This is a genomic window from Thioclava indica (assembly GCF_000714545.1).
Lineage (GTDB): Bacteria > Pseudomonadota > Alphaproteobacteria > Rhodobacterales > Rhodobacteraceae > Thioclava > Thioclava indica.
The window spans coordinates 20,287-32,571 of the sequence record NZ_AUNB01000011.1 but is presented as its reverse complement, the minus strand read 5'-3'; the positions used below and the strand labels follow the sequence as shown (position 1 = coordinate 32,571).

13 protein-coding genes are annotated in these 12,285 nt (G+C 56.9%); 4 read left to right on the top strand and 9 right to left on the bottom strand.

What is annotated here, in order from left to right; translation table 11 throughout:
* Window positions 1-8 precede the first annotated feature (8 nt).
* Window positions 9-557: a nucleotide exchange factor GrpE gene (locus DT23_RS03825; protein WP_038128496.1), complete on the bottom strand. Its 549-nt coding sequence runs from the start codon at window positions 555-557 to the stop codon at window positions 9-11.
* A gap of 5 nt (window positions 558-562) precedes the next feature.
* Window positions 563-1,624, bottom strand: a complete 1,062-nt coding sequence (gene hrcA, locus DT23_RS03820) for a heat-inducible transcriptional repressor HrcA (RefSeq protein WP_038128401.1) — start codon at window positions 1,622-1,624, stop codon at window positions 563-565.
* Window positions 1,625-1,744: 120 nt separating this feature from the next.
* Here hrcA and rph point away from each other — a divergent pair, with 120 nt between their 5' ends.
* The 4 genes from rph to DT23_RS03800 all read left to right on the top strand — a co-directional run bounded on the left by rph (window position 1,745) and on the right by DT23_RS03800 (window position 4,724).
* Complete coding sequence (rph, locus tag DT23_RS03815) at window positions 1,745-2,458, top strand: ribonuclease PH (RefSeq protein WP_038128399.1); 714 nt, start codon at window positions 1,745-1,747, stop codon at window positions 2,456-2,458.
* Window positions 2,455-3,063: an RdgB/HAM1 family non-canonical purine NTP pyrophosphatase gene (gene rdgB, locus DT23_RS03810; protein WP_038128397.1), complete on the top strand. Its 609-nt coding sequence runs from the start codon at window positions 2,455-2,457 to the stop codon at window positions 3,061-3,063. Before rph ends, rdgB begins: the two co-directional genes overlap by 4 nt.
* Before the next feature lie 150 nt (window positions 3,064-3,213).
* Window positions 3,214-4,371, top strand: coding sequence for a radical SAM family heme chaperone HemW (gene hemW / locus DT23_RS03805; RefSeq protein WP_038128395.1), 1,158 nt, complete (start codon window positions 3,214-3,216; stop codon window positions 4,369-4,371).
* A complete protein-coding gene (locus DT23_RS03800) occupies window positions 4,368-4,724 on the top strand; it encodes a YbaN family protein (RefSeq protein WP_338064212.1) in 357 nt (118 codons plus the stop codon). Before hemW ends, DT23_RS03800 begins: the two co-directional genes overlap by 4 nt.
* On the opposite strand, the gene DT23_RS03795 is transcribed toward DT23_RS03800, so the two are convergent.
* From DT23_RS03795 to DT23_RS03765, 7 genes are all read right to left on the bottom strand, one after another.
* Entirely contained in the window at window positions 4,725-5,609 is an 885-nt protein-coding gene (locus DT23_RS03795) for a ParB/RepB/Spo0J family partition protein (RefSeq protein WP_038128393.1), read from the bottom strand. It lies immediately after the preceding gene.
* Window positions 5,610-5,612: 3 nt separating this feature from the next.
* Window positions 5,613-6,428 carry a ParA family protein gene (locus tag DT23_RS03790; protein ID WP_038128392.1) on the bottom strand — a complete coding sequence of 272 codons (816 nt, stop codon included), beginning with the start codon at window positions 6,426-6,428 and terminating at the stop codon, window positions 5,613-5,615.
* Window positions 6,421-7,047, bottom strand: coding sequence for a 16S rRNA (guanine(527)-N(7))-methyltransferase RsmG (gene rsmG / locus DT23_RS03785; RefSeq protein WP_038128391.1), 627 nt, complete (start codon window positions 7,045-7,047; stop codon window positions 6,421-6,423). The genes DT23_RS03790 and rsmG overlap by 8 nt, the downstream gene beginning before the upstream one ends.
* Complete coding sequence (gene mnmG / locus DT23_RS03780; protein ID WP_038128491.1) at window positions 7,044-8,906, bottom strand: tRNA uridine-5-carboxymethylaminomethyl(34) synthesis enzyme MnmG; 1,863 nt, start codon at window positions 8,904-8,906, stop codon at window positions 7,044-7,046. Before mnmG ends, rsmG begins: the two co-directional genes overlap by 4 nt.
* A gap of 11 nt (window positions 8,907-8,917) precedes the next feature.
* A complete protein-coding gene (gene mnmE / locus DT23_RS03775; RefSeq protein ID WP_038128389.1) occupies window positions 8,918-10,201 on the bottom strand; it encodes a tRNA uridine-5-carboxymethylaminomethyl(34) synthesis GTPase MnmE in 1,284 nt (427 codons plus the stop codon).
* A gap of 33 nt (window positions 10,202-10,234) precedes the next feature.
* Window positions 10,235-11,506, bottom strand: coding sequence for a transcription termination factor Rho (gene rho / locus DT23_RS03770; protein WP_038128388.1), 1,272 nt, complete (start codon window positions 11,504-11,506; stop codon window positions 10,235-10,237).
* A 136-nt stretch (window positions 11,507-11,642) separates the two neighbouring features.
* A complete protein-coding gene (locus DT23_RS03765) occupies window positions 11,643-12,107 on the bottom strand; it encodes a CopD family protein (protein WP_038128385.1) in 465 nt (154 codons plus the stop codon).
* Between the last annotated feature and the right edge of the window lie 178 nt (window positions 12,108-12,285).

Genomic DNA, 12,285 nt, shown 5'->3' with positions numbered 1-12,285 from the left:
CTATGCTATCAGGATTTCGGCGTTGAACTCACACCGACTTTCGCCGGTCGCAACAGCCGGTCGTGGATCATGAAGCCGTGCTCCATGACCTGAATGATATCGCCCGCCTTGGTGCCCGCAACGGGCGCTTCAAACATGGCTTCGTGCAGCTGAGGATCAAAACGATCCCCGATCTGGGGCACAATTGACGTAATCCCGTGACGCGCGAAGACGTTGATCAGCTCGCGCTGCGTCAACTCGATCCCTTCAAGCACCGGACCCGCTTGGGCGCGCTGTTCTGCCGTCACCGCCTCTAGGGCGCGCTGCAACGCATCAAACACCGGCAGCATATCGCGCGCCAAACGCGAGCCGCCGTAATTCGAGGCCTCCTGCCGCTCTTTATCAGCCCGCTTACGCGCGTTCTCAGCATCGGCCAAAGCGCGCATGAATCGATCACGGAACTCGTCACGCTCGGCGCGCAACTGCTCCATCTCATCAACGTTCTCGGCCATGATGTCTTCAAACGAGTCATCCACATGGGCCTGATCTTCGGCAAACTCGTCTTTCTTATCGCTCATGCCATTCATCCCTTGCTCTGGCCGGAAATCAACCGCCCGACCAGCTGCGCTGTATAATCCACAATCGGTACGATCCGCCCGTAATTTAGCCGCGTCGGCCCAATCACGCCCACCGCACCGATGATCTTACGGTCAGCGTTCATATAAGGAGAGACCACCAAAGAGGAACCCGAAAGCGAAAAAAGTTTATTCTCAGAGCCAATAAAAATGCGCACACCCTCGCCATCTTCGGCCAGATTGAGGAATTCCGCGATGTCGCGCTTGCGTTCCAGATCGTCGAACAGGGTCCGGATTCGATCCAGATCGACCTCTTCACCCAGTAAATTCGCCCGCCCGCGCACGATCAATCGCTCTGAGCGCTCGCCCTTATCCTCCCAAGCGGCCAATCCGTTATCAATCAGTTCGGCTGCCAGCGAATCAATTTCCTGCCGGCGATTGGCGACTTCATGCAAGATATGGGCACGCAATTCCGACAAGGTGCGGCCTTCGGCCATCGCATTGAGGAAATTCGCGGCTTCACGCATCGAAGACGGTGTTTGTCCGATGGGCGGCGTGAAGACGCGATTTTCAACCTGCCCGTCAGCAAAGACAAGAACCACTAAAGCCCGATCCACCGCAAGCGAGACGAATTCGATATGTCGGATCGGGGCTTCTTGCTTGGGGGCCAAAACAAGGCTCGCACCCTGGGTCATTCCAGAAAGCGCGCTAGAGACGCGGCCCAAAATAGACCCTACATCACCGGAATTCGCCCCCATCGTCGCCTCAAGCGCCGCGCGGTCCGAATTGTCCAGATGGCTCAGCTCCATCACGCCATCCACAAACATTCGCAGCCCCATCTGCGTCGGGATGCGCCCCGCCGACACATGCGGACTATCCAACAACCCGAGAAATTCGAGATCCTGCATCACGTTTCGAATGGTCGCGGGTGACAGCTTTTCGCTCATCTGCTGGGTCAGCGTGCGTGAACCAACCGGATCGCCCGAGGACAAATACCCCTCAACCACCCGACGGAACACCTCGCGGGAGCGGTCATTCATCTCGGCCAGAACATCATTCTTAACAGTCATCTCAGCGCGCCTCCAAGTGAATTAAAGCTGCGTGAGGCCGAACGTCAATCTCAGCTTTCGGGGTTGCATCGTAGCCCCCCGCGGATCAAATGGAATCAAATCAGTTGAGAGGATTCAAAGATGCGCCCTTCTGGCAGAGAGTTAAGCGACCTTCGCACGATTTCAATCGAAACAGGTGTGACAAAACACGCCGAGGGGTCGTGTCTGATCAAAATGGGCGACACGCATGTTCTGTGCACCGCCTCTATCGAGGATCGCGCGCCGTCTTTCCTCAAGGGCTCGGGGCTTGGGTGGGTCACCGCCGAATACGGCATGCTGCCGCGTGCAACAAACACGCGCAATCGGCGTGAGGCCGCAGCAGGTAAACAAGGCGGGCGCACCGTAGAAATCCAGCGTCTGATCGGGCGGGCTTTGCGCGCTGGCGTGGATCGTTCGGCTCTGGGAGAGCGCCAGATCGTCGTGGATTGTGACGTCATCCAAGCCGATGGCGGCACCCGTTGCGCCTCGATCACCGGAGGTTGGGTTGCGCTGCGTCTGGCGGCGAACAAGTTGATGAAATCGGGTGCCTGCACCTCTGATCCGCTGCTCGATCATGTCGCCGCGATCAGCTGTGGCATTTACGCGGGCCAGCCCGTCGCCGATCTGGATTATGCCGAGGATAGCGAAGCGGGCACCGATGGCAATTTTATCATGACCGGCGCGGGAAAGCTGATCGAAGTGCAAATGTCTGCCGAGGGCGCCACCTTCTCGCGAGATCAAATGAACAAGCTGCTCGATATGGCCGAGGCTGGCGTCGCACAATTGGTCGAGGCGCAGAAAGCGGCAATCGGATGAGGAAATTTACCGACACCAAGCTTCTGGTGGCCACGCATAATGCGGGAAAACTCGAAGAAATCGTCTCTATTCTCGCGCCTTTCGGTATTGAGGTTGTCGGGGCCAAGGAGATGAACCTTCCCGAGCCCGAAGAAACCGAAAGCACGTTTGTCGGCAATGCCCGCATTAAGGCACACGCCGCCGCGAAGGCGACCGGGCTGCCTGCGCTGGCCGATGATTCCGGCATCGAGGTGGATTGTCTAAATGGCGCACCTGGCGTGTTCACCGCCGATTGGGCCACCACGCCGACCGGTCGCGACTTTACGATGGCGATGGAAAAGACGTGGAAAGCCTGCGATGAGATTAACGCCCCGGCCCCGCGCACAGCGCGATTCCGCTCCACCCTCGTGCTTGCTTGGCCCGATGGCCATGATGAGGTCTTCGCAGGCAAAGTCGAAGGGCAGTTAGTTTGGCCGATGCGGGGCAAACTCGGCCACGGCTATGACCCGATGTTCCAGCCCGACGGTTACGACATCACCTTTGCCGAGATGGACGCAGATGAGAAAAACCAAATCTCGCATCGCGCCGATGCGTTTCGCCAATTTGTAAAAGTGTTTGAGGATTGAGATGACGCAGCGCCGCCTGATCTCTGGCTCGTCCCCCTATGAGCCAAAGCTTGGCTACTCTCGCGCTGTGGTTCAGGGTGGCGGGAGCTTCTTCTCCCGACACGTCAATCCGGCGATGAAGATCGAGATTGAAGCCACGGTCTTCAAAGGATGACTGAGGACTGGCGCAACGGCGGTTTCGGCCTCTATCTTCATTGGCCATTCTGCGCCGCCAAATGCCCCTATTGCGACTTTAACTCTCATGTCGCGGGCGAAATTGACCAATCTCAATGGGAGCGCGCCTACCTATCCGAAATTGACCGCTTGGGCCGCGAAACCCAAGGCCGCACGCTCCACACCATCTTTTTCGGCGGCGGCACGCCCTCGCTGATGAACCCCGATCTTGTAGCGGCGATCATCGAGCGTATTCGCGCGACATGGCCGATGGTCAACGATCCCGAGATCACTCTCGAAGCGAACCCCACAAGTATCGAATCCGGGCGGTTTAGAGCCTTTTTTGAGGCGGGTGTGAACCGTGTCTCAATGGGAATGCAGGCGCTTAACGATGATGATTTGCGCCGACTTGGCCGAATGCATAGCGCCGATGAAGGACGCCGTGCCTTCGATATCGCCCGCAACACGTTTGATCGCGTCAGCTTTGATCTGATCTATGCCCGCCAGCATCAAAGCACCGATCAATGGCGTGCCGAGTTGACCGAGGCGCTCAGCATGGCGGCGGATCATCTGTCTCTTTACCAGCTGACGATTGAGCCCGGCACGGTATTCGGCGCGCGTCATGACATGGGCAAGCTTCCCGGTCTCCCCATCGACGATAACGCCGCCGATATGTATCTCATGACGCAAGAAATCTGTGACCAGGGCGGGCTGCCCGCCTATGAGGTGTCCAACCACGCGCGCCTTGGCTCGGAAAGTCGTCACAACCTGATTTACTGGCGCTACGGCGACTATCTTGGGATCGGCCCCGGCGCGCATGGACGCTTAACCCTGAATGGGCATCGCCACGCGACCGATACGCCCAAATCCCCTGCCCTCTGGCTGGAACAGGTCGCCAAGCGCGGCACCGGTGAGGGCGCGCGCGAACGTCTCAGCGACAGCGAGCAAGCAATCGAGTATCTTCTTTTTGCCATGCGGTTGACGGAAGGGCTCGACGTGAACAGATATGCTACTCTTGCGGGCGCTGAACTTGCGCCGCCCTCAATCGCTTACCTACGGGATATTGGCATGATTACGCTGGAAGAGGGTCGAATTCGCGCCACTGAACAGGGTCGCCCCGTGCTGAATGCCATCATCCGCGAGCTGATGCCGTGATCCGCTTACTGTGGCTGACTCTCGGCCTGCTTTCGTTGTCGATCGGCCTGATCGGCGCGATCGTTCCATTGGTACCGACCGTCCCCCTGATGCTGCTTGCAGCGTTTTTTTTCGCAAAATCCTCGGACCGCTTGCATAACTGGCTTATCACGCATCCACGATTCGGCACGGCCATTCAGGACTGGCAAGACCACCGCGCGATCTCAAAACGCGCGAAAATCGCGGCGTCGATCTCAATCGCGATTGCCTTTGGGTTCTCGGTGATTATCGGCTTGCCTGCAAAACTGCTCGCGATTCAGGCCGCCACACTCATCGCTGTTTCAATCTTTATCTGGACGCGCCCCAATAGTTGATCAGCTACCGCGGCTCAACAACTGACACAAACGATCCAGTTCATCGAGATCGCTATAGCTGACGATCAACTTTCCAGACCCCACGTCATTGTGGTCGATATTCACTTTCATACCAATTGTAGCGGAAAGATCGCCTTCGAGGGCGCGCGTATCGGCATCTTTTTGAGGCTTCGGACGCGCAGGCTTCGCGCCCTTCTCAGGTTTTTTCGCCAGACGTTCGACATCACGAACCGAAAGCGATTTCGCCACCGCTTGCCGCGCCAACCCGACAGGGTCATCCGCCGTGATCATCGCGCGTGCATGCCCGGCTGTCAGCTTACCCTCGCGCAACAGGTCGCGCACCTCGTCGGGAAGCTGCAAAAGTCGCATCAGGTTTGCGATATGGCTCCGGCTTTTCGACAGCGCCTCGGCCAGTTTTTCTTGCGTATGACCAAAGCGATCCATCAATTGGCGATACGCCTGTGCCTCTTCTAGCGGGTTCAGCTCGGCGCGCTGAATGTTCTCGATGATCGCAACTTCAAGCACTTCGGTGTCGTTGAAGTCGCGAACAATGACCGGCAATTCGTGCAGGCGCGCCATCTGCGACGCGCGCCAACGTCGCTCACCGGCGACAATTTCGTAATGATCAGCTTTCGAAGGGTGCTGGCGCACAATAAGCGGCTGGATGACGCCCTTTTCTCGGATCGAGGCAGACAATTCCTCCAAAGCGCTAGGCTCAAAGTCACGGCGCGGCTGGTCCGGGTTCGGCTCCAACCGCTCGATCGGAATGAATTGCTCGGCGCGGCGCGGCGCATCATCGGACACGGCCGGATTCAAGTCGACATCCGCCATCAAGGCAGACAGACCACGCCCCAGCCCACGACGCTCACTTCGCTTTTCGGCCATGTCTCAGCCCCCTTTTTTCGTCGCCTGATGGCGCGTAATCAATTCCTCGCCAAGCGCCCGATATGCAGCCGCCCCGCGCGAAGCGCTATCATACCCTAGCACCGACATCGCGTAAGATGGCGCCTCTGAAACGCGCACATTTCGCGGAATCATCGTGCGAAACACCACCTCGCCCAAGGTCGCGCGCGCATCCGCCTCTACCTGCTGTGACAGGTTGTTGCGCACATCATACATCGTCAGAACGACACCTTCGATCCGTAGCGAGCGATTGGCACTTTGTCGGATCTCGCGAATCGTCAACATAAGCTGCGAAAGCCCCTCAAGCGCGAAAAATTCGGCCTGCAGCGGAACAAGCACCGAATGCGCCGCAACCATTGCATTGATCGTTAAAAGGCTAAGCGACGGCGGGCAGTCAATCAATATATAGGTGAAGGCATAGGGGTCTATGTCTGTATGTCGTAGTGCATCATGCAAAAGGAAGCTGCGTTTTTCGGTTGAAACCAGCTCCATATCCGCTGAAGACAGGTCGGTCGTCGCTGGACAAAGGAAAAGATTTTCGACATCTGTCGCGCGAATAACCGAGGCAATCGGCGCGTCTTCAAGCAGCAATTCGTATGTGCTGACATCGCGATCATCGGCTTCGATCCCCAAACCTGTCGACGCGTTCCCCTGCGGATCCAGGTCGATCAACAGAACCTTTTCGCCCTTTTCTGCCAACGCAGCCGCAAGGTTAATCGCGGTGGTCGTCTTGCCTACCCCGCCCTTCTGATTTGCAATGGCGATAATGCGAGGATCGCTTGCGCGAATTGGATCAGACACGCTTTGCTCCGGAAATTTTCAGAATGACGCCGCTGGGATCAGATCGGCTTGGTAAAACCTGCAAATCAAAGGACCAGTTTTCCCGAGCACTCGCAACCTCTTCTTCCCAACGCGCCCCTTTTGGGAAAAGTGCAACGCCTCGATCAGCCAGATGACGGCCAGAAAACTCTAGCAATTTCGAGAGTGGTGCCAATGCGCGTGCGCTCAGAACATCACAGTCAAGGTTTTCTGTTTCCTCGATTCTCTCAGCTATCACATCGGCCTTAAGTCCGAGCTCTCGGACGGCGGTAAGTAGAAACGCCGACTTGCGGTGATCCGATTCGACAAGGGTAACCGCCAGATCAGGTTGCTTTTCCTTCGCAAGAATCGCGATCACCAAGCCCGGAAACCCCGCACCTGAGCCCAAATCAGCCCAGTGCAGCGTATTTTCCGGCGCCAACGCAAAAATCTGGGCCGAATCGGCAAAATGGCGCGTCCAGACCTCTGACAGGGTTGCCGCGGAAACCAAATTGATCGCCTTGTTCCATTTCCTCAACAATACCTCGAGCGTCTGGAGGTGCTCCAATGTTTCACGTGAAACATCAAAATCCGCCTGAAACTGCGCGGACGCATTGCTCATGCGATCTTGTCCTTTTTGCTCTGGCGAAGCTTGGCTAGCAAAAGCGTCAAAGCCGCTGGCGTCACCCCATCAACCCGCGCCGCCTGCCCCAACGTCTGAGGCCGCGCCGCTTGCAGCTTTAGCTTTAGCTCATTCGAAAGCCCAACAAGTGCCCCGTAATCGAAATCCGCCGGTAGAAGCCAACCTTCATCGCGCTTGATCAGGGCAGCATCCCGTTCTTGCCGGGCCGTGTAATTGGCGTAAAGCGCGTCCTTGGCAAGCTGATCACAAATCTCGGACGGGATACTCGACAAGTCCGGAATCGCGTCTTGAAGCTGATCCATTGTGATATCCGGGAACGCCAATAGCTGTAGCGCACTGCGTCTCGTGCCGTCTTGCGTAACGCGAAACCCCTTCGCCTGCGCCTCGGTTGGGCTTAGCACAACCGCCTCCATCTGGGCGCGGCCGACGTCGAGGGCCTCCATCTTGCGCGCAAACACATCCTGACGCGCCGCGCCAACGCAACCCAGCGAAAGCCCGAAGGGCGTCAACCGCTGATCGGCATTATCTGCGCGCAACGAGAGCCTGAACTCGGCGCGCGAGGTGAACATGCGATAGGGCTCAGTCACCCCGCGCGTCACCAAATCATCGATCATCACGCCAATGTAGCTGTTCGTCCGGCTAAAATGCGCTGGCTCCTGCTCCCGCACAGCCAACGCTGCATTCAAACCCGCCGCCAGCCCCTGCGCGGCGGCCTCTTCATATCCGGTTGTTCCGTTAATCTGCCCGGCAAGATAAAGCCCCGGCACATCGCGCAACTGCAATGTCAGATCCAGCGCGCGCGGATCGACATAATCATACTCGATCGCGTAGCCCGGCTGCAAAATTCGTGCCTGCTCTAACCCGTAGATCGAGTGAACATAAGCCTCTTGAACCGCCTCGGGCAGCGAAGTCGAAATCCCGTTTGGATAAACCGTATCGTCCTCAAGCCCCTCCGGCTCAAGGAAGATCTGATGTGACGTCTTATCCGAAAATCGAACGATTTTATCCTCAATCGAAGGACAATAGCGCGGCCCAACGCCTTCTATGTGACCGCCGTACATCGCCGATTTCTCTAGATTTTCTCTAATAATATCATGCGTTTGTTCATTCGTATGCGTGATCCCGCAAGAAATCTGACGAACGAAAGGTCTGCGGTTCAGGAACGAAAACATCGTTGGGTCGTCATCGCCAGGCTGACTCTCTAGCCGGTCCCAAGCAATCGTTTTTCCATCCAAACGCGGTGGCGTTCCGGTTTTCAACCGACCCAGCGGCAGTCCCAGCGCCTTCAAGCGCTCGGCTAATGCGCGCGACGGCTTGTCCCCGATCCGACCGCCCGGCTGACGCTGATCGCCGATATGAATAACGCCGTTCAAGAACGTGCCAGAGGTAAGGATCGCTGCATTTCCGCCGATCTCGGAACCGTCTGCTAGAACAACGCCTCCGACGCGTCCGCCCTTGATCATAAGATCGGCAACCTCGCCCTCAATCACCGTTAAATTCGGCTGGGCCGCCGTCAATTCACCAATGGCGCGTCTATACAACGCACGATCCGCTTGAGCGCGCGGGCCCTGCACTGCCGGACCCTTACGCCGATTAAGGAGGCGAAACTGGATACCCGCACGATCCGCCGCCTGCCCCATCACTCCGTCCAGCGCATCAATCTCGCGTACCAAGTGGCCCTTACCCAAGCCACCAATCGCCGGATTGCACGACATCACTCCAAGGGCATCCGCGCGCAACGTCACCAGCGCACATTGCACACCCATACGAGCAGCCGCATGCGCCGCCTCAGTTCCGGCGTGTCCGCCGCCAATCACAATGACATCGTAATGTTTCACGTGAAACACTCCTACTTTCCGATGCAGAAACTGGAGAATATCTCATCCAGAAGATGCTCGACATCCACGCGGCCAAGCAAAGATTCCAACGCCCATACAGCTTGTCGGAGTGATTCCGCCGCCAACTCACTGCGTTCAGACCCGCGCAATACCTCATCTCGCGCCGATTCCAAAGCCTCAAATGCAACGCGAATCCCATGACGGTGGCGTTCGCGCGTCATTATGCCAGCACCTGCTGCCCGCTCTGACAGTCGCTCGGCTATTTCCGCAATCAAACGATCAAGACCAAGCCCCGTCTTTCCCGACACCGCGAACCCCTCTACGGAACCAAGATCGGCCTTGCCATGAACGATGATATCATCAGGTTCCGGCGCAATCAGCGGCACCTCGCCTCCGTCCAACAGGAACACCCGTAAGTCGGATTGGCCTGCGCGCTGCAACGCGCGCGCGACGCCAATCGCCTCAACGGTATCCTCGGTTTCGCGCAGCCCCGCAGTATCAAGCAACGTCACCGCCAAACCCGCGATATCCATCCGCAACTCGATCACATCGCGCGTGGTGCCCGCGATTTCTGAGGTAATCGCCGCCTCACGACCGGCCAAAGCGTTCAAAAGCGTCGATTTTCCTGCGTTCGGGCGCCCGACAATGGCAACCTCAAACCCCTCGCGAACCCGCTCTGCCGCATCGATGCGACGCAACTCATCGCTAAGCCCAGCAGCCACCCGATCAATCAACGCTGTGACTTCCGGCGCGACATCTACGGGCACTTCTTCATCCGCGAAATCAATCGTCGCCTCGATCAAGGCCGCCGCCCGCACCAGATCCGAACGCCAAGCCTCGACGCAATCCCCGACCGCACCAGACAGCACTTTCAACGCTTGCTTACGCTGCGCCTCGGTTTCCGCCTCAATCAGGTCGGACAGACCTTCGACCTGCGACAAATCAAGCCGCTCGTTTTCCATAGCCCGTCTGGTAAATTCACCCGGCTCGGCCAAACGCAAACCCGGTTGTTGACCCAATGCGTCTAGCACCGCGCTAACCGTCGCAATCGCTCCATGGATATGGAGTTCCGCGACATCCTCGCCGGTAAAGCTCGCGCCATGCCCGAAGCACAGCACAAGCGCTTCGTCCAATTCGTCCGCGCCAAGCCGCAATTTGCGCAGGCCGGCGACCCGTGATTGTGGTAAATCGCCCGCCAAAGCACTGGCTGCGGCAAAGGCTTGCGGCCCCGATATACGGATCACCGCAATCCCCGCCTTGCCACGCGCGGTTGCTAAAGCAAAGATCGTGTCCATCGTAACCCCCTGAGGGAAAACGACAAATCAGCGTCAGCCGTTCATCGAGTCGAAGAATTCGGAATTGGTTTTGGTCTGCTTGAGTTTCGAAACCAGGAACTCAACCGCATCCGTGGTGCCCATCGGGTTCAGAATACGCCGCAACAGATAGGTCTTTTGCAGATCTTTCTGATCAACCAGCAGCTCTTCTTTGCGGGTGCCGGATTTCAAGATATCCATTGCCGGGAAGACGCGCTTGTCAGACACTTTGCGATCCAAAACGATTTCCGAGTTACCCGTACCTTTGAATTCCTCAAAGATCACCTCATCCATCCGCGAGCCGGTATCGATCAGCGCGGTCGCAATGATCGTCAGAGAGCCACCCTCTTCGATATTCCGCGCAGCGCCAAAGAAGCGTTTCGGGCGCTGCAAAGCGTTTGCATCCACACCACCGGTCAGCACCTTGCCCGAGCTTGGCACAACGGTGTTGAACGCGCGTCCCAGTCGGGTGATCGAATCAAGCAAGATCACGACGTCGCGCTTGTGTTCGACCAGACGCTTGGCCTTTTCGATCACCATTTCCGATACCGCAACGTGGCGCGTAGCGGGTTCGTCAAAGGTCGAGGACACAACCTCTCCTTTCACAGACCGCTGCATATCCGTCACCTCTTCGGGCCGCTCGTCGATCAAAAGCACGATCAAATAGCATTCCGGGTGGTTCGTTTCGATCGAATTGGCGATATTTTGCAGCAACACGGTTTTACCCGTGCGCGGCGGAGCCACGATCAACGCACGCTGGCCTTTACCGATCGGCGCAACCAGATCGATGATCCGGGCCGAGCGGTCTTTGATCGTCGGATCTTCGATTTCCAGCTTGAAACGCTCATCGGGATAAAGCGGCGTGAGGTTGTCAAACGCCACCTTATGACGCGCTTTTTCCGGCTCTTCGAAGTTGATTTTCTCAACCGTGGTCAGTGCGAAATACCGCTCATTCTCGCCGGGTGCGCGGATCACGCCCTCAACGGTGTCCCCCGTACGCAAGCTGTATTGGCGGATCATCTCGGGCGAAACATAAATATCATCCGGGCCCGGCAGATAGTTCGCCTCGGTCGAGCGCAGGAAACCAAACCCGTCTTGCAAAACCTCCAACACGCCATCGCCGCCGATGACCCAATCATCCTCGGCATGCTCTTTGAGGATCGAGAACATCATCTCGCCCTTGCGCATCGTCGAGGCGTTTTCGACGTCCCATTCTTCGGCCAGCGATAACAGCTCTTTCGGGCTTTTCGCTTTGAGATCAAAAAGATTGAGGCGGGTCTCGGTCATATTTCACCTGTCGTGCAAACCCACGCAGGGCAAAACCGGCGGGGCTTCATATCATGTCATGCAGAAGAACCAATCGACCAGGACGGCCGGGGCTTATTCGCCAGATACGCCCCAGCCCATCCAAAGTCAATGAAACTTAGAATTTCACGATCACCGACAGCACGATCACGATCATAAACACCGTCGGCACCTCGTTCATCATCCGGTATTGCCGCCCGGTTTTCACGCTACTGCCGCTCGCAAGCGCTTTGCGCTCTTTGGCGCACCACATGTGAAACCACGTCATCCCCAGCACGGCCGCCGCCTTGGTCCAAGGCCAGATACTTGACCAATCCACGATCCCCGGCGTGAAAACCAACATCAGCCCAAACAGCCAGCTCGCAATCATCGAGGGGTTCATAATCGCCTTAAGCAACAGGCGCTCTTGGTGCTGAAATAGCTTATCCATGTCAGAGCCATGCACGACGCCCTGCTTCTTCAGCCCTTCAACATGATAGACATACAGTCTTGGTAGATAGAACAGACCTGCCATCCAAGTGATGATAGACATCACATGCAAAGCCTTGATCCACGGATACCAGTTGCTCAGGAAATCGGTCATTTTACCTCCAGGTCACAGGTCTCTTCTTAATAAATAAATATAGATATTGAAAAGATGATGATGATGTAGGCCCTGTGGACTATGTGGATTAACAGTTTGTTAAGGGGTTTTCCACAGCTGATCCTGATGGGATAAGTCTCTGCGTAATTCTTAGCAAGAAAAACGTAACTATATGATA